Origin of the sequence: Caballeronia sp. ATUFL_M2_KS44, assembly GCF_023630965.1 — a bacterium.
GTDB lineage: Bacteria > Pseudomonadota > Gammaproteobacteria > Burkholderiales > Burkholderiaceae > Caballeronia > Caballeronia concitans.
On the sequence record NZ_JALQEA010000006.1, the window covers coordinates 224,287 to 250,130 of the forward strand.

The following is a 25,844-nucleotide window of genomic DNA, read 5'->3' on the forward strand; positions in this document are numbered from 1 at the left end:
ATCCAAAAAAGCGCGTGCCGCCTCGACGGGCGGCACGTAAGTTTTGCTGTTTTCCTTCCGATGCGGTGCGGCAATCGGTCGCTAATTCGCATCGTGCAGGCGGGCGTCACATGCGGAAGTGTTCACCGAGATACACGCGCCGCACGCTTTCGTTCTCGATGATTTCGTTGGGCGCGCCGGCCGCGAGCACGCTGCCGTCGCTGATGATGTATGCGTGGTCGCAGATGCCGAGCGTCTCGCGCACGTTGTGGTCCGTGATGAGCACGCCGATGTTGCGCTGCTTCAGAAACTTCACGATCTTCTGGATTTCCAGCACGGCGATCGGATCGACGCCCGCGAACGGCTCGTCGAGCAGGATGAAGCTCGGATTCGTCGCGAGCGCGCGCGCGATTTCCACGCGCCGCCGTTCGCCGCCCGACAGCGAAAGCGCCGGATTGTCACGCAGATGCGCAATCTGGAGTTCGTCGAGCAACGCTTCCGCACGCTGTGCGATGACGTCCTTCGAAAGCCGCTTGCCCGACGCGTCCGTTTGCAACTCCAGCACCGCGCGGATGTTCTGCTCGACGGTCAGCTTCCTGAACACGGACGCTTCCTGCGGCAAATACGACAAGCCGAGATGCGCGCGTTGATGGATCGGCAGCAGGCTGATGGACTTGCCGTCGAGATCGATTTCGCCGGCATCGAGCGGCACCAGGCCGACGATCATGTAGAACGATGTCGTCTTGCCCGCGCCGTTCGGGCCGAGCAGTCCGACGACTTCACCGCTTTTCACGTCGAGCGACACGTCCTTGACCACCGTGCGCGAGCCGTAACGCTTCTTCAGATTGCGGACGACGAGCGAACTCGACTTGCCGTCCGGCTTGGCTTGAGGCGTGGCGGAGGCGTTCACTGCTGCGGCGTTCCTTGAATGGTGTTCGACGGTGCGAGGGTGGCGGGCGACCCGTTCAGCGGCGCGGCGCCGCCCGAGCGCGGAGCGAGCATCGCGCGCACGCGGCCGGACGGATTGCCGGGGCTCGCGACGTCCTTGCCCGCCGACGCGGTGTAGAAGTCCTTCTGGCCGTCATACGTGATGACGCTGCCGCGCACTTCGTCCTGAACCGTGGTCAGGCCTTGCAGGCGGCGCACGACCGCGCGCGTCGTGAGCTTGGTGAAGTCGTTCTTGCCGTCGTAGTCGATACGCACGGCGTTGCCTTCGATGTACTCGTTGACGTTGTCGCGCTTCTGGCGGAAATACGAAAGCGTGTTGCCGTTCGACGTGCCCGTCGCGTATTGATAGCCCTGCGGATCTTGCGTCACGTCGACGCGATCGGCCTTGATGATGATCGTGCCTTTCGTCGCGACGACGTGGCCGGTGAAGACGTTCTTCTGGTTGAGATCGTCGTAGGACATGTTGTCCGCTTCGATGTTGAGCGGCTTGTCGCGGTCGGCCTTTTCGGCGTGCGCGGCGGGCGCGAAGCCCGCGAGCGGCAGCGCGACGAACGCGGCGACGGCGGCGGACAGCGCGGCTCGCATCACCCGCTTGGCGCGGTCAGCGCGGCGCGCGAGCGTTGCGCGCACGGGGCCGCCATCGGGACGAGGGAAGCTTTGATTCATGCAGTCACAGTTCGGATGGAATGCCCGGGATCGCGTTACTTGGAAGCGCCGCCGTTGATATCCGAGGCGGCGATGGCGCCGCGCACGTTACCGAAGAGCTTCATTTCCCGGGTGACGTTGTTGTAGTTCATGCCGTTCGCGGTGATCACCGACGGACCGCGCTGAAGTTTAACCGGCTTTTCCGTTTCGATGACATCGTCGTTCACCAGCACGCGAAAATGCTGCGAATCCGCCTGCATCTGCGGATCGCCGAAACCGGCGGCGCGGAGAATGCGCGCATTGTCGTACAGATCGACGATGGATACGTCGCCGTTCACCGTGCCGCGCTCGGCGGTGGCCGTCACGGTCGGCTTCTGCGGCTGGAACATGCGCATGGCCGGCAGCGTCAGGTCGCTGTTTTCGTCGTCCTCGTAATGGAGCATCGATTTCGCCGTCAGGCGATATTGCGTGGTGCCGGTCGTATCGAGTTCGGAGACGGAAAAGTTGTCCGCGAAATAGTCGGGCGTGTGGCGCTTCGGCTGCTCCGGCGCCTCGGGCGCGGAAGGCAGCGTTGCCTGCAGCAGCCAGTAGGTGATGCCCGCGAGCGCCGCCATCGCGAGAAGCGGCACGAGCGAGGTCAGGCGTCGGGTTTGCGGCATCGCATCAGGCTCCGAGCGCGGCGGCGAGCGCCGCGTCGTAGCGGCCCTGCGCGCGCAGGATCGCGTCGCAGACTTCGCGCACCGCGCCGTGGCCGCCGCGCGCCGCCGCGACGAAATGCACGCGCTGGATGACTTCAGCATGCGCGTTCGCCGGCGCCGCCGCGAAGCCGCAGCGGCTCATCACGGCGAGATCGGGCCAGTCGTCGCCCATGTAGCCGGCTTCGGCCGCCGAAATGCCGGTCTTCGCGAGCAGTTCATCGAGCGCGACCGTCTTGTCTTCGACGCCCTGATACAGATGCGTGATGCCCAGTTCCTTCGCGCGCGCCGCGACGATGCCCGACTGCCGCCCGGTGATGATCGCCGTCTGCACGCCGATGCGCTCCAGTTGCTTGAGGCCGTAGCCGTCGAGCGAATTGAACGACTTCATCGTGTCGCCGTCGGCGGAGAAATAGAGGCTGCCGTCGGTGAAGACGCCGTCGATATCGAACGCCATGAGCCTGATGCGGCTCGCGCGCTCGGCGGCGGGGGAAGGCTTCTGCGCCATCAAATTACCTTCTTGGAGAAGAGGTCGTGCATGTTCAGTGCGCCGATCAGCGTCGCGTCGGCGTCGACGACCAGCATCTGATTGATGCGATAACGCTCCATCAGTTCCACGGCTTCGACGGCGAGATGATCCGGGCCGATGGTGCGCGGGTTGCGCGTCATCACGTCGGCGAGCTTGAGCGAACGGAAATCGCCGTCGCGTTGCAGGATGCGGCGCAGGTCGCCATCGGTGAAGATGCCTTCGACATGACGATTTTCGTTGACCACGGCCGTCATGCCCATGCGCTTGTCGGTGATCTGGAAGAGCGCATCCGATACGGTCGCGTCAAGCGGCACGACGGGCACTTCGTCGCCGACGCGCATCACGTCGCGCACATACGTCAGAAGCCGCCGGCCGAGCGCGCCGCCCGGATGCGAGCGCGCGAAGTCGTCGGGGCCGAAGCCGCGTGCGTCGAGCACGGCGACCGCGAGCGCGTCGCCGAGCGCCATCGCGGCGGTCGTGCTGGCCGTGGGCGCGAGGTTCATCGGGCACGCTTCCTTTTCGACGCGTGCGTTGAGATGCATGTCCGCCAGTTGCGCGAGGCTCGACTCCGGCCTTCCCGTAATGGCGATGAGTTTCGCGCCGAGGCGCTTGATGAGCGGCAAAATGGCGACGAGTTCTTCGGTTTCGCCCGAATTGGAGAGCGCGATGAAGATGTCGTCGGCGGTGACCATGCCGAGGTCGCCGTGGCTCGCTTCGGCCGGATGCACGAAGAATGCGGGCGTGCCCGTGCTGGCGAGCGTCGCGGCGAACTTGCGCGCGACGTGCCCCGACTTGCCGATGCCGGACACGACCACGCGTCCGCGGCAGCCGAGCAGCACTTCGACTGCGTTCGTGAAATCGTGGTCGAGAAGGTCTGAAAGCCCGCGAACAGCGTCGGCTTCGATCTGGATTACGTTGCGAGCCAGCGCCAGTGCCCGGTCGCCATTGATTTTCGCTATCATTCGCGGAGTATACCAAAGGCGTTTCTTCGCCGCGCCGCACGGAGCGTGGCGCGCGGCCTTCTCTCCGCCCCCCGCAACCCCTGGCGACAGGGGCTTTTCAAGACGCCGGATGCGCGACGCGCGCGCTTCGGAAAACTGACGAACGAGGACGCTGGACGGATGACCTCTCCGCTGGAATTGACGCTGCTGTTGCTGCTGTGTTCGGTGGCGGGCGTCGTGATATTTCGCTTCTTCAACCTGCCGCCCATGCTCGGCTATCTGGCGGTTGGGATCATCGTAGGTCCGCACGCCGCCGGTATCGCGCCCGATGCCGAGCAGGCCCAGCATCTCGCCGAATTCGGCGTGGTGTTCCTGATGTTCTCCATCGGACTCGAATTCTCGCTCGCCAAGTTGCGATCGATGCGGCGCATCGTTTTCGGACTCGGCGCGAGCCAGGTCGGCGCGACCATCGTGCTCGCGCTGCTGTTCGGTTGGATCGCGCATTTCTGGATGCCGATGTCGTGGCAGGCGAGCTTCGCGCTCGGCGGCGCGCTGTCCATGTCGTCGACGGCGATCGTGAGCAAGCTGCTCGCCGAGCGGCTGGAGCTGGAATCGGAGCACGGCCGCAACATCTTCGGCGTGCTGCTGTTCCAGGATCTCGCGGTCGTGCCGCTGCTCATCATCATCGCGGCGTTCGGCAACGGCAATTCGTCGCAGCTCGCGATGTGGCTCGGCATCGCGGCAGTGAAGATCGTCGTCGCGTTGACGGTGCTGCTTTTCATCGGCCAGAAGTTCATGACGCGCTGGTTCGATCTCGTTGCGCGCCGCCGCTCGCAAGAGCTTTTCATGCTGAACCTGCTGCTGGTCACGCTCGGCGCGGCGTTCATCACGGATAAATTCGGGCTGTCGCTCGCGCTCGGCGCGTTCATCGCGGGGATGCTGATCGCGGAAACGCCGTATCGGCATCAGGTGGAAGAGGACATCAAGCCGTTCCGCGACGTGCTGCTCGGCCTCTTTTTCGTGACGACCGGCATGCTGCTCAACCCGCGCGTGATCTGGGAGCATCCGTTCCTCGTGCTCGCGTTCTTCGTCGTGCCCATTCTGCTGAAAGCGGTCATCGTGACGGGGCTTGCGCGCGCGTTCGGCTCGCCGCCCGGCGTCGCGATGCGCACGGGCCTGGGTCTCGCGCAGGCGGGCGAATTCGGCTTCGTGCTGCTGAACCTGATTCTGGACTCGCATCTCGTCGATCCGACCATTCTCCAGGCGCTGCTTTCCGCGATGCTGCTTTCGATGCTCGCCGCGCCGTTCATCATTCAGAACGCGGACCGGATCGTGCTGCGGCTGTCGTCGACGGAATGGATGCTGCAATCGCTGCAAATGACGAAGATCGCGACGCAAAGCCTTAAGCAGAGCGGTCACGTGATCATTTGCGGTTATGGGCGCGCCGGGCAGAACCTCGCGCGCATGCTGGAGCAGGAAGGCATTTCGTACGTGGCGCTCGACCTCGACCCGGATCGCGTCGCGGCGGCGGCGGCGGCGGGCGAATCGGTCGTATTCGGCGATGCCGGGCGGCGCGAGTCGCTGCTCGCGGCGGGCCTGAATCGCGCGGCGACGATTGCGATCACGTACGCGAACACGCCATCCGCGATGCGCGTGCTGCACAACATCCACGAACTCGCGCCGACGCTGCCCGTAATCGTGCGCACCGTCGACGACGCCGATCTCGAAAAGCTGACGGCGGCGGGCGCGACGGAAGTGATTCCGGAGATCGTCGAAGGCAGTCTGATGCTCGCGTCGCACACGCTCGTGCTGATGGGCGTGCCGATGCGCCGCGTGGTGCGCCGTGTCGAAGAAATGCGCGACGCGCGTTACAGCCTGCTGCGCGGCTACTTCCACGGCGCCGACGACGTCGACGACGACGATGGCCACGAGCAGGTGCGGCTACAATCCGTACCCATCGACGAAAAATCGGACGCCGTCGGCCACTCGCTCGACGATCTCGGGCTCGTCGGCAATGGTGTCGAGGTGACCGCGATCCGGCGTCACGGCATCCGGGGCGTCGAACCGGACCCCGAAACGAAGTTGCGCGCACACGATATCGTCGTGCTGCGCGGGCTGCCCGAAGTGCTGGCGCAGGCCGAGGAACGGCTCTCGCGCAATCGCCGGGCGGCGTAATCTCCACTTGATCCAGGCGGCGCGCGGCCTCACAGCGCGGGTTTCACGGAGAAGTCATGTCCCATATCTCTTCGAGCGCCTCGTCCGATGCCGCTCGCTTCATCAAGGAACGCGTGCGCACGGTCGAGGACTGGCCGCAGCCCGGCGTGCAGTTTCGCGATATCACGCCCGTGCTGCAGGACCGCCGCGCGTTGCGCACGCTGATCGATCTTTTCGTGCAGCGTTACATCGACGCGAACGTGAATGTGATCGCCGGCATGGATGCGCGCGGTTTCATCATCGGGCCGATTCTCGCGTACGAACTGAGCCTCGGCTTCGTGCCGATTCGCAAGAAGGGCAAGCTGCCGTACAGGACGCTCTCGCAGTCGTATGAACTGGAGTACGGCAGCGCGACCGTCGAGATCCACGAGGATGCGTGCCAGCCCGGCGATCGCGTCGTGATCGTCGATGACCTCGTCGCGACCGGCGGCACGATGATGGCGGGCAAGATCCTGCTGGAGCGGCTCGGCGCGGAAGTCGTCGAGGCCGCGGCGATCATCGATCTTCCCGATCTCGGCGGTTCGAAACTGCTGCGCGACGGCGGCCTGCCGCTCTTTACCGTATGTGAATTCGCCGGACACTGACATGCCGAACTTCCTGCTTTTCCTCGCGACATCGATCGCGATCACCCTCGCGCCCGGCCCCGACAATCTGCAAGTGCTCGCGCGCGGCATTTCACAAGGACGCCTCGCGGGCGTCGTCGCCGCGCTCGGCTTCGCGTGCGGCGTGATCTTCCATACGACGCTCGCCGCGCTCGGCGTCGCCGCGTTGCTGCGTTCGTCGCCGCTCGCGTTTCAGGCCGTGAAACTCGCGGGCGCGGCGTATCTCGTGTGGATCGGCATCAAGGCGCTCCGCAGCCACGGACTCGCGACCGCGCACGAACGTCCGCGCCAGCCGCTTTCGACGGTGTTTCGCCAGAGCGTGATCGGCAATCTGCTGAATCCGAAAGTCACGCTGTTCTTCATCGTGTTCCTGCCGCAGTTCGTCGATCCGCACGGCGCGCAAAGCGTCATGCTGCAAATGTTCGAACTCGGTGCCGTGTTCATGTTGCAGACGGTCGTCGTGTTTTCGATGTTCGGCTTCGGCGCGGGCATGATCGGCGCGTGGCTGAAGCGCCGTCCGCGCGTCGGCGTGTGGCTGGATCGGCTCGCGGGCGTGACGTTCATCGCGCTGGGGCTTCGCGTCGCGTTCAAGGATTGACGCATGACGTTGCCCGCGATCATCGCCGCCCGCCGCTTCGACGCTTGCGCGCACGCGCCGTTTTTTATCGGCGATGAACGCGTCGGCTGGATTCGCAAGACGGATGTCGCGTTGCTCGCGCGCTGGCCGGACGTCTTCGATATCGGCGCGGATGCCGTGCAGCTACGCCGCTCGCTCGACACGGTCGATGCGCGCACGGCCGCGCTCGCGGCGGTCATCGGCGCGCTTCATGCCGACGGGAAAATCCCCGGCTGGCGCGACGAAATCTACGCGATCCGCAATCACTTCGACGCCGCGCCGCTTGCGTTCATCGAGCGCGCGGCTTCGCGTTTCTTCGGCACGATGACCTACGCGGTGCATCTGAACGGCATCGTAAAATATCGAGATAGCGCGCCGCAGTTGTGGATCGCGCGCCGCAGCGAAACGAAGGCGACCGATCCCGGCATGCTCGACAACGTCGTGGCGGGCGGCATCGGCTGGGGAATGGGCATCGAGCCGACGCTCGTGAAGGAATGCTGGGAAGAGGCGGGCATGCGCGCAGAACTGGCGTCGACGGCCACGCCGGGCGGCATCTTCCATGTGCTGCAATCCATTCCCGAAGGCACGCAGGCCGAGCAGCTCTTCGTCTTTGACGTGCTATTGCCCGAAGACTTCGTGCCGCGCAATCAGGACGGCGAAGTCGGCGAGCACCGCCTCGCGCGCATCGACGAGGTCGCGCGCTGGATCGAAGAGGGCGAGCTTACCGTCGACGCGAGCCTGGCCACGCTCGATTGCCTGCTGCGCCATCGATGGATCGACGAGGACGCGTGCCAAGGAATCGCCGCGCTCCGTGCGCCGCCGCAGCACTGAACAAATGAATAAGCAAGGAGTGACCGGTTCATGTCGACCGAACATAGTTTCATCCTGAAGTTGTCGTGCCCGGACCGTCCGGGAATCGTGCATGCCGTGTCCGGTTTCCTGTTTGATCTCGGCGCGAACATTCTCGATTCCGCGCAGTTCGGCGACAGCCGCACCGGCGAGTTCTTCATGCGGGTGCATTTTCAGGAAGTGGGCGGCGATCCGGGCCTCGACGCGCTGCGCCGCTCGTTCGCCGCGCTCGCCGATGAATTCGGCATGCAGTGGGAATTGCACGACGCATCGGTGAAGCCGCGCGTGGTCATCATGGTGTCGAAGATCGGCCATTGCCTGAACGATCTGCTGTTCCGCTATCGCACCGGCCAGTTACCGATCGAGATTCCGGCGATCGTGTCGAATCACAAGGATTTTTATCAGCTCGCCGCGAGTTACGACATTCCGTTCCATCATTTGCCGCTCATGAACGCGACGCCGGAAGGCAAGGCCGCGCAGGAAGCGCGCGTGATGGAAATCATCGATCAGCACGAGACCGATCTCGTCGTGCTCGCGCGCTACATGCAGATTCTGTCGCCCGAGATGTGCGACAAGCTCGCCGGCCGCGCGATCAACATCCATCATTCGTTCCTGCCGAGCTTCAAGGGCGCGAAGCCGTACTACCAGGCGTTCGATCGCGGCGTGAAGCTGATCGGCGCGACCGCGCATTACGTGACGACGGATCTCGACGAAGGTCCGATCATCGAGCAGGAAGTGGAGCGCGTGGACCACAGCATGACGCCGGATCAACTGACGGCCATCGGCCGCGATGTCGAATGCGTGACGCTCGCGCGCGCGGTGAAGTGGCACGTGGAGCATCGCGTCGTGCTGAACGGAAGCAAGACGGTCGTGTTTCGCTAAAGCGCCCGTCGCCGCATCGCTTCAAAAGAAAACCCGCTGGTTTCGCAAGCCAGCGGGTTTTGTTTTTGGCGCGGGTCAACGCTCACACGAGCCGCAAGTAGATCAGCTCGCGCTTGATATACGCATAGAAAATGGGCGCGGCGATCACGCCCGGCAGGCCGAATGCGGCTTCCATGGCGAGCATCGCGAGCAGCAGTTCCCACGCGCGCGCCTCGATTTGTCCGCCGATGATCCGCGCGTTCAGGAAATATTCGAGCTTGTGGATGACGATGAGAAACCCGAGCGACGCGACCGCCGTGCCGAACGACACCGAAAGCGAGATGCCGACGATGATCGTGTTCGAAATGAGATTGCCGATCACCGGCAGCAAGCCGACGATGAATGTGATCAGCACGAGCGTTTTCGAGAGCGGCAGGCGTTCGTGGAAAATCGGCAGCGCGACCAGCAGATAGAGCGCGGTGAACATCGCGTTGATCGCGGAAATCTTGATCTGCGCGAACACGATGCGCCGGAACGCGTCCGAGAAGCGCGAGACGCGCGTGACGAGCGCCGTCGAAAGCGGCAGGCGATGCGTGTGCTTCGGCACGCCCACCGCGATGATCGCGCCGATGATCATGCCGATCAGAATATGCCCGAAGCCGCGCGCCATCTCGCGTCCGCCTTGCTGAAGCTGCTCGGCGTGCCTGTGCATGAGCTCGGCGGCGCGTTCCTTCATCTGGCCGGCATCGACCGGAAGGTAACTCGCGATCCAGTCCGGCACGCGCAGCCGCGCATGCGACGTGATCGTCATCAGTTGATCCAGCAGCTTTTGCATGCTGGGGACATCGCGTTCGAAATGCTCGATGGTCGCGACGGTCGCGCCCGTCAGCCCGCCGATGATGATCGCCGATATCAGCACGACGGAAATCAGCCGCGCGCCCTTGCTCATCACGTGACGCTCGATGACCGGCGCGATCATGTGAACGAGCTGGAACACGAGCATGCCCGCGAGCAGCGCGCCGAGCAGCTTCAGGTGCAGCACGAGGAACATCGCGAGGAACGCCACGATATAGCTGCCGATCTCCACCGCCGGGAGCTTGGGCATGCTCATGTCGCTCGTCAGCCTGACGGGGCGCGCGGGCAAGTCCCGTACGCGTCGCTCCTCGTTGGCCGCTTCGTTGCGCTTCGCCATGACTGCGTTCCCTTATCGCTGCTGGATGCTACGGTTGTACGTGCCGCGGCGCGCGGCTTTCCATGTGGTGCCGCGCGCCGCCGGCGTCACGCCGCCGATTTCGGACGCTGCAGCAAGGGCGCCAGATACCTGCCGGTAAAGCTCGCCTTCGACTTCGCGACCTGCTCCGGCGTCCCCTGCGCGATGATCTGCCCGCCGCCCGCGCCGCCTTCCGGACCGAGATCGATGACCCAGTCGGCGGTTTTGATCACGTCGAGATTATGCTCGATGATGACCACGGTGTTGCCCTGATCGCGCAGCCGGTGAATCACTTCGAGCAAGAGCGCGATGTCGTGGAAGTGCAGGCCGGTCGTCGGTTCGTCGAGGATATAGAGCGTCCGACCGGTATCGCGCTTGCTCAGTTCCAGCGAGAGCTTGACGCGCTGCGCCTCGCCGCCCGAAAGCGTCGTCGCAGACTGCCCGAGCCGGATATAGCCGAGACCGACATCGAGCAGCGTCTTCAGCTTGCGCGCGACCACCGGCACGGGCTTGAAGAACTCGTGCGCGGCTTCGACCGTCAGATCGAGCACCTCGCTGATGTTCTTGCCCTTGTACTGGATGTCCAGCGTCTCGCGGTTGTAGCGCTTCCCGTGGCATACGTCGCAAGGAACGTACACGTCCGGCAGGAAGTGCATCTCGACCTTCAGCACGCCGTCGCCCTGACAGGCTTCGCAGCGTCCGCCCTTCACGTTGAACGAGAACCGGCCCGCCTCGTAACCGCGCTCCTTCGCGGCGGGCACGCCGGCGAACAGTTCGCGGATGGGCGTGAACAGGCCCGTGTACGTGGCCGGATTCGAGCGCGGCGTGCGGCCGATCGGCGATTGATCGACGGCGATCACCTTGTCGAAGTGCTCCAGGCCTTCGATCGATTCATACGGCGCCGGCTCCGTCGACGAGCCATACAAATGCTGCGCGACCGCGTGCTGCAGCGTGTCGTTGATGAGCGTCGACTTGCCCGAGCCGGAAACGCCGGTCACGCAGGTCAACAGTCCGACGGGCAGATCGAGCGTCACGCGCTTCAGATTGTTGCCGTGCGCCTCGACGATACGCAGCCGCCGCTCGTCCGGCGCGTTGCGCTTTTCCGGATAACTGATCGTGCGTTTGCCCGACAGATATTGCCCGGTGATCGAGTTCGGGTCTTTCTGTACCTGAGTGGGCGTGCCCTGAGCGACGATCACGCCGCCGTGCTCGCCCGCGCCCGGCCCCATATCGACCACATAATCCGCCATGCGAATCATGTCCTCGTCGTGCTCGACGACGATCACCGAATTGCCGATATCGCGCAGATGCTTGAGCGTGTCGATCAGGCGGTCGTTGTCGCGCTGATGCAGGCCGATCGACGGTTCGTCGAGCACGTACATCACGCCGGTCAGCCCCGAGCCGATCTGCGATGCGAGCCGGATGCGCTGCGCCTCGCCGCCCGAAAGCGTTTCGGCGCTGCGTTCCAGCGACAGGTAATCCAGCCCGACGTTATTCAGGAACGACAGCCGCGCGACGATTTCCTTCACGACCTTGTCGGCGATTTCGGCTTTCGCGCCTTCGAGCCGCAGCGTCTGGAAATAGCCGAGCGTGTCGCGCAGCGGCCAGCCGCTGACTTCGTAAATGCCGCGGGCATGATCGCCCACGCCGACTTTCACGAAGCGCGCTTCACGGCGCAAACGCGTGCCGTCGCAGGTCGGGCATGGCTGATTGTTCTGATATTTCGCGAGTTCTTCACGCACGGCGGCGGAATCCGTCTCGCGGTAACGCCGCTCCAGATTCGGAATGATGCCTTCGAACGCATGCTCGCGGACCGACGCCCGCCCGCGCTCGTTGATGTACGAGAACGGAATCGACTGCTTGCCCGAGCCGTACAGCAGCGTCTTGCGCACCTTTTCCGGCAAGTCCTCGAACGGCGCTTCGATATCGAAGTCGTAGAACGCCGCGAGGCTTTGCAGCATCTGGAAGTAAAACTGATTGCGCCGGTCCCAGCCCTTGACCGCGCCTGCCGCCAGCGAAAGCGACGGATGCGCGACCACGCGCTTCGGATCGAAGAACGTGATCTGGCCGAGGCCGTCGCATTCGGGGCACGCGCCCATCGGATTGTTGAACGAGAAAAGACGCGGTTCCAGTTCGGGCAGCGAGTACGAGCAGATCGGGCACGCGAACTTCGAGCTGAAGAGCTTCTCGTGGTCCGTGTCCATTTCGAGCGCGATCGCGCGGCCATCGGCCAGGCGCAGCGCCGTTTCGAACGATTCCGCGAGCCGCTGCTTCATGTCCGGTCGCACTTTCAGGCGGTCGATCACGACGTCGATCGTGTGCTTGTCGTTCTTCTTGAGCTTCGGCAGCGTATCGACTTCATAGATTTTCGCGACGCCTTCGTTCGCCGTGCCGCCGCCCGAACGGATGCGAAAGCGGATGAAACCCTGCGCCTGCATTTCCTCGAAGAGTTCCGCGTGCTCGCCCTTGCGGTCGGCGACCACGGGCGCGAGGATCATCAGCTTGGTTTCTTCGGGCAGCGCGAGCGCGGCGTCGACCATTTGCGAGACGCTTTGCGCTTCGAGCGGAATCAGATGGTCGGGACAATACGGCGTGCCGACGCGCGCGAACAGGAGACGCAGATAATCGTGAATCTCGGTGACCGTGCCGACCGTCGAGCGCGGATTGTGCGACGTCGCCTTCTGCTCGATCGAAATGGCCGGCGACAGCCCTTCGATCAGATCGACATCCGGCTTTTCCATCAGTTGCAGGAATTGCCGGGCATAAGCCGAGAGACTTTCGACGTAGCGGCGCTGGCCTTCGGCGTAAAGCGTATCGAACGCGAGCGACGACTTGCCCGACCCGGACAACCCCGTAATCACGATCAGCTTGTGACGCGGCAAGTCGAGACTGACGTTCTTCAAATTGTGGGTGCGAGCCCCACGAATGCGAATTTCTTCCACGAGTTTGTTCCGGCGGGGAGCGGGAAAGGAGTAGGGCCAAACCTGCTACTATAACGACTTTTGCAGGGTGCGGCGCCCGCGCGCCGGGTTCCGCGGACGGGCGCCTGAGAGCAGGCGCGCCTCGAGCCGTCCGTCTCATATAGTGCCGTTTCGAGCAAGAACAAGCCGGCCGCGCCTGGCGTCCAACAGGCCGGGCGAGACGCGACCCTCATCCATTTCCCGTTTCTGATGTCCAATCCGTCTGCCACGTCCTCACGTCTCTCCGCGCCGGAGTTGCGCGCGACCGTGTCGCTCGCTGCCATCTTCGCGCTGCGCATGCTCGGCCTGTTCATGATCATGCCGGTGTTTTCCATCTACGCGAAAACGATTCCCGGCGGCGACAACGTGCTGCTCGTCGGCATTGCGCTCGGCGCGTACGGCGTCACGCAGTCGATGCTCTATATCTTCTACGGCTGGATCTCCGACAAGCTCGGGCGCAAGCCGGTGATCGCGTTCGGGCTGCTGGTCTTCGCGCTCGGCAGCTTCGTCGCGGCGATCGGGCACTCGATGGCGTGGATCATCGCCGGGCGCGTGATTCAGGGGATGGGCGCGGTGTCGTCGGCGGTGATCGCGTTCATCGCGGACCTGACGCACGAGGAAAATCGCACGAAAGCCATGGCGATGGTCGGCGGCAGCATCGGCGTGTCGTTCGCTGTGGCGATCGTCGGCGCGCCGATCGTGTTCCACTGGGTCGGCATGAGCGGGCTTTTCACGGTGATCGGCGTGCTGTCGATCGTCGCGGTCGGCGTGGTGCTGTGGATCGTCCCCGATCCGCCGATGCATCCGGTCCATGTCAAGGCGCCGTTCGCCGAAGTGCTGCACAACGTCGAATTGCTGCGTCTGAACTTCGGCGTGCTCGTGCTGCACGCGACGCAAACCGCGCTCTTTCTCGTCGTGCCGCGCATTCTGGAGGCGGGCGGGCTGCCGGTCGCGTCGCACTGGAAAATCTATCTGCCGGTCATGGCGCTCGCTTTCGTCATGATGGTCCCCGCCATCATCGCCGCCGAGAAGCGCGGGAAGATGAAAGCGGTCATGCTCGGTGCAATCTGGCTTATCCTGATCGGACAGTTGTTATTGGGCGCCGCTCCCCATACGCTATGGTCCGTGGCTGCGATTCTTTTCGTGTATTTCCTGGGCTTCAACGTGCTGGAGGCGTCGCAGCCGTCGCTGGTGTCGAAGCTCGCGCCGGGCACGCGAAAGGGCGCGGCGGCGGGCGTATACAACACGACGCAATCCATCGGGCTCGCGCTCGGCGGGGTTATCGGCGGCTGGCTTCTGAAGGTGGACGGACCGAGCGCGGTGTTTTTCTCGTGTTCGGCGCTGGTGCTGGCCTGGCTCGTCGTGGCGGCGTGGATGAAACCGCCGCCGCGCAAAGCCGGACGTGCGGCTTGACGGGACTTTCAATCATTCGAATTTGAGTCAGCGCGGTACTTTTCGAGCTTTCCCTGATGGAAAGCCAGTTCGAAAAGCGCCGTACAGCTGACAGTAGGCAAGGATCAAACCGGAGAAATCATGGCATCTGTCAACAAGGTCATTCTCGTAGGCAATCTGGGCGCGGACCCGGAAACGCGCTACCTCCCGAGCGGCGACGCCGTGGCGAACATTCGCCTGGCAACGACCGACCGCTACAAGGACAAAGCGTCCGGCGAAATGAAGGAACTCACGGAGTGGCATCGTGTTTCCTTCTTCGGGCGGCTTGCGGAGATCGTCAACGAATACCTGAAGAAGGGCTCGTCGGTTTATATCGAGGGACGCATTCGCACGCGCAAGTGGACCGACCAGTCGGGGCAGGAGCGTTATTCGACTGAAATCGTCGCGGACCAGATGCAGATGCTGGGCGGGCGCGGCGGTGCGGGTTCCGGCGACGATGGCGGCTACAGCCGCAGCGCACCGATGGATCGCTCGGGCGGCGGCGGACGCGCGCCTGCGGGCGGTGGCCGTTCGAGCGGCGGTGGCGCGGGTAGCGCGGGCGGCGGTTCGAGCCGTCCGAGCGCGCCGGCAGGCGGCGGTTTCGACGACATGGACGACGATATCCCGTTCTGAAGCAGACATTTGCTTGGACTTAGAAATGGGTCTCCGGTCATTGGCTGGAGGCCCATTTTTTTAAATCTCGCGTTAATCGCCGTTGAGAATTTTCTGTTGCGCCGAAATATGCTGCTATTTGGCAGTCAATCAATTTAGTTCTAATCGGACTTGTCCTATGGTCGCGGTTTTTTTTACGTCATACTTTTCATTGGTTAATCGGGTCCAGCGCAAACGATTTATTTGCCTAGAGTCATGTGAAATCCAGTGAGGCAAATATTCTTTGCAATGTTATTGGCAGCAGATTGGCGTTTCCCCTTCCGGCGAATGGCTAATGCGAACCGTCTGAATTAATTAGGCTTTCGCTGTCGGTCTCGCCGCGAGATAATCGCCCAAATATCACATATAGCCGGGGGTCATTTGAAGCTTCGCGTAGTATTGGCTGACGACCATCCCTTCGTACTGCTTGGGATGAAGGCGCTGTTTGACGCCGATGATGGACTGGATGTGGTCGGCGAAGCGACGAACGCAAGCACCTTGCTCGTTCAGCTCGCGAAGACGCCTTGTGACGTGCTGGTCACCGATTTCGCCATGCCCGAACCTGGGCTGAGCGCCAACGACGGCTTGCGGCTCATTCGAAAGGTCAGGCAGGACTGGCCGGACGTCGGCATCGTGGTTCTGACGAGCGTGAGCAATGTCGCGATTCTGCGCTCCATCTTGAACGCGGGCGCGATGAGTCTCGTCAACAAGGCCGAACCCATCGAACTCGTTCCCGGCGCTGTGCGCCATACGAGCGTCGGGCGCCGGTATGTCAGCGCGTCTTTCGTTGCGGCCCTTGCTGAAGCAGGCACCGAGGCGGACTTTTCACCCGAGCCGCCGCGCCTTTCGCCAAGGGAACTCGAAGTGGTGACGCTGTTCGCAAAGGGCCGATCGATCACCGAGATCGCCAAGGAGCTCGAGCGCGACGTGCGCACCATCAGTCGTCAGAAGCGCGACGCGATGAATAAGCTCGGTGTACGAAACGATCCTGGTTTGTTTGCGTTTGTAAGGGCTCAGGGACTCGGCTGAATCTCCGGGTGCGTCATTTTGATTTAGGATGCATCTTATGTCTTTTGAGGTTTCAATATCCGATGCTTGTGACTCGGGATCTAGATCAGATTTGAGTTTGCACAACGCGCCGGGGTATGAATCGATGGTATCGGGGAACGGAAGCCAAGCCTTCTCGCACAGAAACATAACGCGATTGGCGATAGCGGACGACCATCCGCTCGTTATTCTTGCAATCGAACGGCTCGCCGCTAATTTTCCGAATGTGGAAGTGGTCAGCCGAAGCGCGGATTCCACGCAACTGGAAGACTCGCTTGTCCGCAACGAATGCGATGTCGCCATCATCGATTTTTACATGCCGGGCGGCCGCTACGGCGACGGCGTCGAACTGATCCAACATATCGCGGCCTGCCATCCCGGGGTCCGCATCGTGGTGTTGTCGCGTGCCGATAACGCCGCGCTCGTCAAACAGGCGCTCGAAGCCGGCGCGCACGCTTTCCTCAGCAAGGAAGACCGGCTCGACCTGTTGTACGTGGCCATCGTCTCGGCCATCGCGAACGAAACTTATCTCGGACCCGCCATTCGCCGCACGCTCGCCGAGGCCAACGTCGAAAGCCGCGCGCGCTTCATCCGGCAGCGTCTCACGGGCCGCGAGCTGGAAGTCATCGAGCGCTATGCGCGCGGCGCGAACGTCACCGAAATCGCGAAGGAACTGAGCCGCAGCGTAAAGACAATCAGCGCGCAGAAATGCGCCGCGATGAGAAAGCTTGAACTGTCCACGGACGCGGACTTGTATCGCTTTATCGCAGACAGCGATTTGAGTTGAAGGAGGAAATGTAATCAGGCATACCAGCCTTCGGGAGGCGGCAGGCAAAAACGAGGTTCGGACTTCCTCGGTAATAAAGATAAATCAATAAGAATATGCAAATAAAAGCAGCACTCAGGGCCATCGTTGCGGACGATCATTCCGCAGTAGTAAAAGGAATCAAGACGTTTCTGGAACGAGACGGCACAATCGAAGTTGTCGCCACTGCCGAAAACACACTTCAATTGGCCGAAGCGCTTCACTCGTCGCCATGCGATTATGTGTTCACGGACATCGGAATGTGCGGCATGGATGGCGAGAGCAATTCCATCGCCTTTCTCAGACGTTTATCTCGGCAGGAAAAGCGCCCCAAAGTGATCGTCGTGACGATGATCGCCCACAGCCGCATGCTCGCGGGACTGCTCCAGCTAGGAATCGATGCGATCATCGACAAGCGCGATTCCCTCGAATCCCTTTTCGAAGCGATTTCCGTCACCCGGAACGGCGGCCGCTTCCTGTCGCCATCGGCTGCGGAAGCCGTGAGCGGTCTCCCGAATAACACGCCCGCGCGCGCCGGCGTGCTCAGCAGGCGGGAATGGGAGGTGTTCCGGCTCTACGCGAGCGGCCTTCTGATCCGCGACATCGCCAAACGCTTCGGCCGAAGCAGCAAAACCATCGCCACACAGAAACGCAGCGGCATGCGCAAGCTAGGCCTCGAAACGGAGGCCGAACTCATCGAATATCTGCGGCAAGTCGGCCTTGTCTGAACGCGTTGAATGCCTACTTTTCAGCGTAACTTAAGACGTATTTGAGACGTCTCCGATTTTCCTAGCCTATACGGACGGTCAGACTCCCAAGGTTACCGTCGGGACGATTCTCGACGGTCCGCCGTGACCGCACATGCCGCGCCGAGCCGACAAATCTCGCCGGCGCATTTGCCTGCGCCGGTCATTCTGCCGAGAGAGTCGAATTGAAATCGTTGCTGACGCGCTGCTGGTTCCTGCCTTGTGTTCTTCTGCCTCTGGTGTGCTTTGCAGTGACGGCCCATGCCGAGACGCCGGATAGCCATTGGACCATCGGCGCGCTTCGCTTGCTGCCCGCGCTCATCGGCGTGGCCGCTATTCTCGGCGTGACGCTGCGCGCCTACGTTCTTCTGCAGCGCGAAGTGAAGCGGCGCATCGTGACCGAACAGCGTCTCGCGACCCAGCTCAGCTTTCAGCAAACGATGATGGAAGTGGTGCCGTATCCGCTCGTCGCGAAGGATATGAACAATCGCTACATCGCGGTGAATCGCGCGTTCGAAGAGGTGCTCGGCGTGCGGCGCGAGCAGATCATCGGTCGGACGAGCCAGGAGGCCGCTCCGTGGGGCGAGCCGAATAGCCGCCGCCTGAACGATATCGCCGCGGCCACGCTCGAAACGGGCAAGCGGCACGAGGTCGAAGCGGAGTTTGTCGACAATCACGGCCGTCCCCGCTGTGGCCTCTTCTGGACCGGTGCGTTCGCCGCGTCCAATGGCGAGCGCGCGGGCGTCGTGGGAACGATGATCGACATCACCGATATCCGCGACGCCGAATTGCGCGCGCGCCGCACCGAGCAGCGGCTCCATGACGTCACGCGCTCCTTGCCGGCGGTCGTGTTCCAGTTGCGTCGCGCAGGCAACGGGCGATACAGCCTTCCCTACCTCAATGGCGATACCCGGCAACTGCTCGGCCTCGATCTCGCCGCGTTCGCCGACGAACCGATCAACGTTCTGAGTCACGTCGATGCCGGCGACAGCATGCGCCTGCTCGCGGAAATCGAAGCATCGTCGCGCACGCTCGAACCGGTGCATACCGAATTTCGCGCCACCGTGAACGGCGTGACGCGCTGGATCCGCGCCGATCTCGTCGCGCATCGGGAGGAGGCGGGCGCGGTCGTCTGGAGCGGCTATTGGGCCGACGCGACCGTCGACCATGCGCGGGCCGAAGAACTGGCGCGCGCGCGGGACGCGGCAGAAGCGGCGTCGCGCGCAAAGGACGAGTTCCTCGCCATGATGAGCCACGAAATACGCACGCCGATGAACGGCGTGCTCGGCCTCGTCGAGGTGTTCGAAAACACGCCGCTGAATCCGGATCAGTCGCAGATGCTCGGCATGATCCAGGACTCGGCGAGCGCGCTGCTGCAGATTCTCGACGACCTGTTGGACTACACCAAGATCGAGGCGGGCCGCTTGACCATCGAATCGACACCGATAGACCTGCGCGAACTGGTCGACAACGCGGTCGGCCTGCTCGCCGGGCGCGCGCACGAAAAAGGCTTGCGCGTGCGCGTGGACGTGGCGCCCGAAGTCGCAGCCAGCCTGCGCGGCGACAGCGTGCGGCTGCGTCAGATTCTCTTCAATCTGATGAGCAACGCTATCAAGTTCACCATCAAGGGCGAGGTCTCGCTGCATGTGCGCGCGGTCGACGAGACTGCGTCCGGGCAAGTGATCGAAATGCGCGTGACGGATACGGGAATCGGCATCGATCCGGACGTGCAGGACAAGCTGTTCGAGCCGTTCGTGCAGGCGGAGACGTCGATCACGCGGCGCTTCGGCGGAACGGGCCTCGGGCTCACCATCTGCAACCGGCTCGTCGCGCTGATGGGCGGCACGCTCACGCTTCAAAGCGAAGTGAACGTCGGCACGTCGATGACGCTGCGGCTCACGATGCCCGTCGAAACGCAGCAATATCAGATGGAAGGCTTGCGCGGCAGGCGCGGCATCGTGGCGGTCGACGACGACGCCGTCGCGCAGGCGCTGACGAACTACGGCAAGGCGCTCGGCGTGGATCTGCAGCGCATCGCGCCGAACGATCCGCGTCTGCGTCTGCTCGATACGTTCGATGGCGTCGATCTCGTCTTCTTCAGCGATACGCGCAACGATGGCCTGCCGCTCGGCTCGCGGGTGATCCACGTGACGGAGAAGCCGAAGCCAACCGGCTATCGCATTCTCGACGGCGACATTCGCGTGAGCGTGAATCCGCTGTCGTGGCGCGGGCTCGGCGCGGCGTGCGTGGCTGCGCTGACGGGCATGCCGCAGGTCGCGGTGAACGCGACGCTCGGCCGGGAAGCGAAACTGGAGGCGCCCGGTCGCGACGACGCGCTGCGCAGCGGCCGGCTCGTGCTGGTCGCGGAAGATCATCCGGTGAATCAGGAGCTGATCCGGCATCAGCTTTCGCTGCTCGGCTTCGCGTGCGACGTCGTGCACGATGGCGTCGAGGCGCTCGCGGCTCTCGAAACCACACGCTACGGTTTCCTGATCACCGACTGTCACATGCCGAACATGACCGGCTACGAACTCGCGCGGCGCGTGCGGGCGAAGGAGAAGGGCACGTCGCGCCGATTGCCGATTCTCGCCATCACCGCGAGCACCTATTCGAGCGAACTGACGAAATGCCGCGAAGCCGGCATGGACGATTGCCTGATCAAGCCGACACGCCTTGCCACGCTGCGCGAACATTTGAACCGCTGGAAAGTGCCCCAACGGCCCGAGCACAGATGCGAAGCGCAACGGCACAGCCCGCTCGCGCTCACGAATGCCGACGCCGACGACGCGCTCGACATCGGCGGCATGGCGCAGCTATGGGGCAGCGAAAAGACGGTCAAGGCGTTGCTGGATGCGTTCGTCGTGTCTTTCAGCGACGACCTCAAGACGCTCGAGCAACTGCTGGAGCGCGGCACCACGGATCATTTGCGCGACTGGCATCATCGCGTGATGGGAGCGGTGAGCGTGCTGCAGTATCGGCCTTTGATCGAAGCGCTCGAAGCGTTCCGTCGCGATTTACCGCAAAAGAGCCTGGAAACGAGGCGGCGCGAAGGCCGCGCATTGATCGCGCGATGCACGCAACTGCTGGAGCGCATCGAGACGCAAGGCGCGTCGATTACGTGATGTCGGCGGGCGTGATCGCGCTTTGGTCGGATGACGCGACGAGGCACGCTTCGGCGGGCGAGCGATCGCGGAAATAAGCGAGCGCGAAGTCCACGAACGAGCGCGTCTTCGCGGATACGTGCCGGCGCCCCGGATAGACGATAGACACCTGTTTGTCGGCATCCTTGATCGTATGAGCCGGCAACAGGCGCACGAGCGCGCCGGCTTCGATGTCCTGCGCCACATAACTTTCCGGCAGCACGGCGATGCCCATGCCCGATACCGCCGCCTGGCGCAGCATCGGCGAACTGTTCACGGTATAAGCCGGATCGAGCAATACCTCCTCTTGCACGCCCGATGGCCCGACGAACGTCCACGTCGAGCCGTGAATATCCGTCGATGGCGCGAGAAAGTCGTGCTTTGCGAGCGCAGCGGGACGTGCAGGTGCGCCGCGCCGCTTCAGATATTCCGGCGATGCGACGAGCGCCGCCGCGACGTTGAACAACGGGCGATTGATCAGCGTGCCGCTACTGACGAGATGCGGCACGACGATGCCTGCATCGAAGCCTTCGTCGACGAGATCGACCGGACGATGCAGCAACGTGAGCCTCAGTTTCACGCTCGGATAGCGCTCACGAAAAGCGCGCAGCATGGGCGTCAGCTCCAGCAACGAAAACGACGCCGACGCAACGAGCTTGAGTGTTCCGGACGGATCGACGGAACTGTTCGCTACTGTCGCCTCGATTGTCTCGACCTGTTCGATCACCGCGCGACACCCATCGGCGTAGGCCTTGCCCGCTTCGGTCAACGATACGCTGCGCGTGGTGCGATTGAGCAGGCGAGTGTTCAGATGCGTCTCGAGCAGCGAGACATAGCGGGTGACGACTGCGTTGGAAAGATCGAGCGCCGCGGCGGCACGACCAAAAGATTCGGTTTCGGCGACTTTGAGAAAGACGCGCATCGCTTGGAGTTGATTCATGGACAGACAACTTCGAGCGATGGACAGGCGCTCGTTTCCTTGAGTTGAACGAGCGGAAAACACGCCGCTCTCGCGTGCGCGATGTTAGAGAGCTTTCGGGTACGGGTTAATCGGAGAACTCTGACTATTGCAGCGTGTGGTTATCAGGCCACTGTCGCATGTCCGCAACTAAGGGCGGAAAAGGCCGGCTTGGGCAACTTTCTAGTGCAGCGGTAAGTGCAAGCTGCCTAAGCGTTTACTCATATTGAAATTCGATTTTTTGAATTGTTCGAAAAGATTTTTGTGAGTTCCTGGGGTGGTGGCTGCAAAAAGGCCGGTCATACACTTTGGGCTGCCGAATATCGGTGAAAGGCATACGGCGGGGCTTCGATCCCGGACGTGTCGAGACGCCGCGAGCAACCCTATCGAGTCATATGACTCTTTCAAAGGAATACACATGAAAAAGACTCTGATTGTAGCGGCCATCGCCGCATCGTTCGCCACTGCCGCGAGCGCGCAGAGCAGCGTTACGCTGTACGGCCTGGTCGATGCCGGCTTCACGTTTGTGAACAATGTGCAGTCTCCGGAAGGCTCGGACCACTACAAGAACAGCTCGTGGAGCATGAGCGGCGGCAACGTCAACATGAGCCGTTGGGGCCTGCGTGGCGTGGAAGATCTGGGCGGCGGCATGAAGACCATCTTCGTGTTGGAGAATGGCTTCAACGTGTCGAACGGCGCGAGCGTGGATAGCCGCATGTTCGGCCGTCAGGCATATGTCGGTCTGTCGACGCAAGCCGGCACCGTGACGCTCGGTCGCCAGACGGACGCCGTTGCTGACTACCTCGGCCCGCTGAGCGCAACCGGCTCGTGGGGCGGCACGTACTTCGCGCATCCGGGCGATGTGGACAACCTGGACGGCAACTTCTTCCGCGTCAACAACGCCGTCAAGTTCGTGAGCGCGAACTATGCCGGTCTGTCGTTCGCAGGCGCCTACGCGTTCTCGAACGCCGCTGGCAGCTTCGCGGACAACCGTGCTTACAGCCTGGGTGCCGGCTACGCGAATGGCCCGTTCAAGGTCGGCGCAGCCTACACGCAAGCGAACGGCTTCAACTCGAACGCGAGCGGTGCAATCACGGAAAACGTTCCGGCAGCCAATTTGATCTCGCCGGATCAGCGTACCGAGCGTCTGCGCACGTTCGGCGCGGGCGGCAGCTTCTCGGCAGGCGCAATGACGTTCGGTCTGCTGTGGACGCAAACGCGTGAAGACAACAACTCGATCGAGAGCTACTCCGGCGTCGTCAACAACTACGAAGTCAACGGTCGCTATGCGCTGACGCCGGCGCTTTCGCTGGGCGCTGCGTACACGTACACGACTTCGAAGCTGAGCTTCAGCAACGGAGCGGATCGTGCGCGTTATCACCAGTTCGGTCTGCAGACGGACTACGCTCTGTCGAAGCGCACCGACATCTACGCTGAAGGCGTGGTGCAGATCGCTAGCAGCCCGGACAAGGGTGTCTATCCCGATGCAGGCATCAACGGCGCGCCGGGCGGCGTATCGTCGAGCAGCCGTCAGGTTCTCCTGACGACGGGTATCCGTCACCGCTTCTAAAGCGGGCTGAGCACTACGCAGTTGTAGTGAGCTAGCAAGGAAAGGGCGCCGCGAGGCGCCCTTTCTGCGTTTGTGGCCAGCGCCCGGCGCAAAAGGCGCGTCGTCTACGAATGCACTACCATGACGATGCAGCCGGCTCTCGCCCCACAGCCTGACGCGCGTCCCGGTTCGCTAGAAACGGAGAATCGAAAATGATCTCGACATGCAGACCACATGTCCGCTGGACCGCGGCCTTGATCTTCGCGCTCGTCGCGTCGGCTTCGGCTCGTGCCGATGTCGTCGCGCTGAAAGCGAACCTTCAGCCATCGAGCGAAGTTCCGCCGAGAGTCAGCAAGGGCCACGGCACGCTCGACGCCACCTTCGACACCGATTCCAGACAACTGACGTGGACCGCGACCTACGCCGACTTGTCCGGCCCGATCACGATGGCGCACTTCCACGGCCCCGCGCCGGTCGGCCAGAACGCCAAAGTGCAGGTGCCCGTCGACAAGCACTCGCTCGCCAGTCCGATGAAAGGCCAGGCGACGCTCACCGAGCAGCAGGTCACGGACCTCATGGCCGGCCAGTGGTACTTCAACATTCATACGCAAGAAAATCCGACTGGCGAGCTACGCGGCCAGGTGATGCCGTCGAATTGAGATGAGCTGGCAAAGCGCGCTTGCGTGCTGGGCGGTTCGGCGTCGCATGCGGCCGGAAACGGCGAAGCCCGTCATCGATGTCGATCGCGCCCGCGCGTACACCGCACGCCGGATCTGGTCGCCGGGCGTGCCGAAGGGCTGGCGTCTCGAAATTCGCGACAACGGCGAATGGCTGCGCACCGCCGCGCCGCGCTGCACGATCCTCTACCTGCACGGCGGCGGCTACTATTTTTGCTCGCCGCGCAGCCATCGTGCGATCAGCTTCGGTCTTGCCCAAGGCGCGCACGCCGATGTCTTCTCGCTCGATTACCGGCTCGCGCCCGAACATCGCTTCCCGGCTGCGGTCGATGACGCCGTCGCTGCCTATCGCGCGTTGCTCTCGGATGGCGTCGCGCCGCGATCGATTGTCCTTGCCGGCGATTCCGCAGGCGGCGGCCTCGCGCTCGCGACGCTCCTCGCGCTCCGCGATGCCGCCGACGCGCTGCCTGCCGGGGCCGTGCTCTTTTCGCCGTGGACGGATCTGACGTGCAGCGGCGCATCGATGCAGACGAACGAAGGCCGCGATCCCATGTTCCACGCGGCTGTTTTCCCGAAAGTCGCGTCGCAATATCTCGGCGATGCCGACGCCGCGCATCCTTACGCATCGCCGTTTTTCGGCCGCTTCGAAGGCTTGCCGCCGCTGCTGATTCAGGCCGCCGACACCGAACTCTTGCTCGACGACTCCACTCGCGTCGCCGATAAAGCGCGGGCAGCGGGCGTCTGCGTCGATCTGCAAATCTGGCGCGGCGTGCCGCACATCTTCCAGATCTGGGCGCCGTTCATGCCCGAAGCGCGGCACGCGCTGACACGCGCCGCGCAATTCATCGACGACATCGCGTCGAAACCGGCGCGAACTCAACGCCCGCCCATCACCTCGATCGTCTGATACGCGCGCTCGACCGCCGCCGTCCCGTACTGCCGCTCCAGCCGACGCACGGTGAAGTGTCCGTGCGCCATCTGCTGGAAATGGTCGATGAACACGGTGTTGACCATCGCGCCGAGCACCGCGCCGATCGCCGGAACCGATTTCGCGGCCACCTGCTCGCTGACCTGCACCGAGAACCGCGACGCGATCGTCTGCAGGAACTTGAGCAGCGCCGTCGATCCGTGGCCGGCGAGCCCCTTCGTCGTGATCTCGCTCGTCGCGCGCGATACCGACTGCGCGAGCGCCCCGCGCACGATGAAATAGCCGAGATCGGCGTTGTCGTCGTCACGGCGCGTGCCGCCCATGCCGAGCACCATCAAGCATTGCAGCTGCGTCTCCACGCGATGCACGTCCTCGCCCTCGCTGCGCGCGATATCGCAGATCGAGCGAAACATCAGCGTGGTCGTCACCGGAAGCTCGACCGGCAGCGCGAACAGCCCGAACGCGCCGCCCGCCGCGCCGGTCGTCGAGACGGCGAGCTTGTGCAGCAAATTGCTCGGCTTGTCGGGCGGCGGCGCGAGGAGCGATCCGGCGGACGCGCCCTTGCCGAGCGTCCGCAGCGCGATCTGCAGACATTTCTTGAGCGCGAGTTGCGTCGCTTCGTCGATTTTTTCCTGAGCCGCGCCGGGCAGACGGCCCATGAGCTTCTCGATCGGCGCGCCGATGACGCTCGCGAGCTTCATCGTCAGCGACGGGCTTTCGAGCGCTTCCTTGGCGCGGGAGAGGGCGGCGAAGTCCTCGGACGTGAGCGGTGAAGTGATGATCGGCGTCGGTTCCATGCGATGTTTCTTATATCGAAATGAGAAGTTGACCACGCAGCTTAGAGCGCAACCCCGTGCTATGAT

Annotated in this window: 23 protein-coding genes; 14 read left to right on the forward strand and 9 right to left on the reverse strand. The window is 63.1% G+C overall.

Annotated features, from left to right (window positions below):
• Nucleotides 1-106 precede the first annotated feature (106 nt).
• The 5 genes from lptB to kdsD are packed head-to-tail and all read right to left on the reverse strand — an operon-like array spanning nucleotide 107 to nucleotide 3,758.
• Nucleotides 107-889, reverse strand: coding sequence for an LPS export ABC transporter ATP-binding protein (gene lptB, locus NCR39_RS01135; RefSeq protein ID WP_250450209.1), 783 nt, complete (start codon nucleotides 887-889; stop codon nucleotides 107-109).
• Entirely contained in the window at nucleotides 886-1,593 is a 708-nt protein-coding gene (lptA, locus tag NCR39_RS01140) for a lipopolysaccharide transport periplasmic protein LptA (protein WP_250450210.1), read from the reverse strand. Before lptA ends, lptB begins: the two co-directional genes overlap by 4 nt.
• A 35-nt stretch (nucleotides 1,594-1,628) precedes the next feature.
• Nucleotides 1,629-2,231: an LPS export ABC transporter periplasmic protein LptC gene (gene lptC / locus NCR39_RS01145; protein ID WP_040053036.1), complete on the reverse strand. Its 603-nt coding sequence runs from the start codon at nucleotides 2,229-2,231 to the stop codon at nucleotides 1,629-1,631.
• Between the two features lie 4 nt (nucleotides 2,232-2,235).
• Entirely contained in the window at nucleotides 2,236-2,775 is a 540-nt protein-coding gene (locus NCR39_RS01150) for a KdsC family phosphatase (RefSeq protein WP_250450211.1), read from the reverse strand.
• On the reverse strand, nucleotides 2,775-3,758 hold the full coding sequence (gene kdsD, locus NCR39_RS01155; RefSeq protein WP_250450212.1) for an arabinose 5-phosphate isomerase KdsD: 984 nt from the start codon (nucleotides 3,756-3,758) through the stop codon (nucleotides 2,775-2,777). The genes NCR39_RS01150 and kdsD overlap by 1 nt, the downstream gene beginning before the upstream one ends.
• Before the next feature lie 159 nt (nucleotides 3,759-3,917).
• Between kdsD and NCR39_RS01160 the strand changes: the two genes are divergently transcribed.
• From NCR39_RS01160 to purU, 5 genes are read left to right on the forward strand one after another with little or no spacing between them, the layout of a single operon-like run.
• The gene (locus tag NCR39_RS01160; protein ID WP_250450213.1) at nucleotides 3,918-5,912 is read left to right on the forward strand and encodes a monovalent cation:proton antiporter family protein; all 1,995 of its coding nucleotides are present in this window, start codon (nucleotides 3,918-3,920) and stop codon (nucleotides 5,910-5,912) included.
• 56 nt (nucleotides 5,913-5,968) lie between these two features.
• Complete coding sequence (locus tag NCR39_RS01165; RefSeq protein ID WP_250450215.1) at nucleotides 5,969-6,535, forward strand: adenine phosphoribosyltransferase; 567 nt, start codon at nucleotides 5,969-5,971, stop codon at nucleotides 6,533-6,535.
• Between the two features lies 1 nt (nucleotide 6,536).
• Nucleotides 6,537-7,151, forward strand: coding sequence for a LysE family translocator (locus NCR39_RS01170; protein WP_250450217.1), 615 nt, complete (start codon nucleotides 6,537-6,539; stop codon nucleotides 7,149-7,151).
• A gap of 3 nt (nucleotides 7,152-7,154) precedes the next feature.
• Complete coding sequence (locus NCR39_RS01175; protein WP_250450218.1) at nucleotides 7,155-8,000, forward strand: NUDIX hydrolase; 846 nt, start codon at nucleotides 7,155-7,157, stop codon at nucleotides 7,998-8,000.
• 30 nt (nucleotides 8,001-8,030) lie between these two features.
• Nucleotides 8,031-8,900: a formyltetrahydrofolate deformylase gene (purU, locus tag NCR39_RS01180; protein ID WP_250450220.1), complete on the forward strand. Its 870-nt coding sequence runs from the start codon at nucleotides 8,031-8,033 to the stop codon at nucleotides 8,898-8,900.
• Nucleotides 8,901-8,982: 82 nt separating this feature from the next.
• Here the strand turns inward: purU and NCR39_RS01185 are convergent, their stop codons facing one another.
• Both NCR39_RS01185 and uvrA read right to left on the reverse strand, forming a co-directional pair.
• The gene (locus tag NCR39_RS01185) at nucleotides 8,983-10,071 is read right to left on the reverse strand and encodes an AI-2E family transporter (protein WP_250450221.1); all 1,089 of its coding nucleotides are present in this window, start codon (nucleotides 10,069-10,071) and stop codon (nucleotides 8,983-8,985) included.
• A gap of 86 nt (nucleotides 10,072-10,157) precedes the next feature.
• Nucleotides 10,158-13,031 (reverse strand): excinuclease ABC subunit UvrA, encoded by a 2,874-nt coding sequence (uvrA, locus tag NCR39_RS01190; protein ID WP_250450222.1) that lies wholly within the window; start codon nucleotides 13,029-13,031, stop codon nucleotides 10,158-10,160.
• A gap of 228 nt (nucleotides 13,032-13,259) precedes the next feature.
• Here uvrA and NCR39_RS01195 point away from each other — a divergent pair, with 228 nt between their 5' ends.
• The 6 genes from NCR39_RS01195 to NCR39_RS01220 all read left to right on the forward strand — a co-directional run bounded on the left by NCR39_RS01195 (nucleotide 13,260) and on the right by NCR39_RS01220 (nucleotide 20,851).
• Nucleotides 13,260-14,462, forward strand: coding sequence for an MFS transporter (locus tag NCR39_RS01195; RefSeq protein WP_250450223.1), 1,203 nt, complete (start codon nucleotides 13,260-13,262; stop codon nucleotides 14,460-14,462).
• Between the two features lie 120 nt (nucleotides 14,463-14,582).
• Nucleotides 14,583-15,113, forward strand: coding sequence for a single-stranded DNA-binding protein (locus tag NCR39_RS01200; protein ID WP_250450224.1), 531 nt, complete (start codon nucleotides 14,583-14,585; stop codon nucleotides 15,111-15,113).
• Between the two features lie 417 nt (nucleotides 15,114-15,530).
• On the forward strand, nucleotides 15,531-16,160 hold the full coding sequence (locus NCR39_RS01205; protein ID WP_284507074.1) for a response regulator: 630 nt from the start codon (nucleotides 15,531-15,533) through the stop codon (nucleotides 16,158-16,160).
• Nucleotides 16,161-16,284: 124 nt separating this feature from the next.
• A complete protein-coding gene (locus tag NCR39_RS01210; protein ID WP_502800167.1) occupies nucleotides 16,285-16,965 on the forward strand; it encodes a response regulator in 681 nt (226 codons plus the stop codon).
• 95 nt (nucleotides 16,966-17,060) lie between these two features.
• Nucleotides 17,061-17,711 carry a response regulator gene (locus tag NCR39_RS01215; RefSeq protein ID WP_250450226.1) on the forward strand — a complete coding sequence of 217 codons (651 nt, stop codon included), beginning with the start codon at nucleotides 17,061-17,063 and terminating at the stop codon, nucleotides 17,709-17,711.
• A 269-nt stretch (nucleotides 17,712-17,980) separates the two neighbouring features.
• On the forward strand, nucleotides 17,981-20,851 hold the full coding sequence (locus NCR39_RS01220) for an ATP-binding protein (protein ID WP_250450227.1): 2,871 nt from the start codon (nucleotides 17,981-17,983) through the stop codon (nucleotides 20,849-20,851).
• Here the strand turns inward: NCR39_RS01220 and NCR39_RS01225 are convergent.
• Nucleotides 20,844-21,809 carry a LysR family transcriptional regulator gene (locus NCR39_RS01225; RefSeq protein WP_250450229.1) on the reverse strand — a complete coding sequence of 322 codons (966 nt, stop codon included), beginning with the start codon at nucleotides 21,807-21,809 and terminating at the stop codon, nucleotides 20,844-20,846. The two genes, NCR39_RS01220 and NCR39_RS01225, sit on opposite strands and share 8 nt — an antisense overlap.
• 436 nt (nucleotides 21,810-22,245) lie before the next feature.
• Here NCR39_RS01225 and NCR39_RS01230 point away from each other — a divergent pair, with 436 nt between their 5' ends.
• The 3 genes from NCR39_RS01230 to NCR39_RS01240 all read left to right on the forward strand — a co-directional run bounded on the left by NCR39_RS01230 (nucleotide 22,246) and on the right by NCR39_RS01240 (nucleotide 24,960).
• Complete coding sequence (locus tag NCR39_RS01230; protein ID WP_250450230.1) at nucleotides 22,246-23,397, forward strand: porin; 1,152 nt, start codon at nucleotides 22,246-22,248, stop codon at nucleotides 23,395-23,397.
• Nucleotides 23,398-23,588: 191 nt separating this feature from the next.
• Nucleotides 23,589-24,035: a CHRD domain-containing protein gene (locus NCR39_RS01235; protein ID WP_250450231.1), complete on the forward strand. Its 447-nt coding sequence runs from the start codon at nucleotides 23,589-23,591 to the stop codon at nucleotides 24,033-24,035.
• A 1-nt stretch (nucleotide 24,036) separates the two neighbouring features.
• Complete coding sequence (locus NCR39_RS01240) at nucleotides 24,037-24,960, forward strand: alpha/beta hydrolase fold domain-containing protein (RefSeq protein WP_250450232.1); 924 nt, start codon at nucleotides 24,037-24,039, stop codon at nucleotides 24,958-24,960.
• Here NCR39_RS01240 and NCR39_RS01245 read toward each other — a convergent pair.
• Nucleotides 24,930-25,778, reverse strand: a complete 849-nt coding sequence (locus NCR39_RS01245) for an EcsC family protein (RefSeq protein ID WP_250450233.1) — start codon at nucleotides 25,776-25,778, stop codon at nucleotides 24,930-24,932. The genes NCR39_RS01240 and NCR39_RS01245 overlap by 31 nt on opposite strands.
• Between the last annotated feature and the right edge of the window lie 66 nt (nucleotides 25,779-25,844).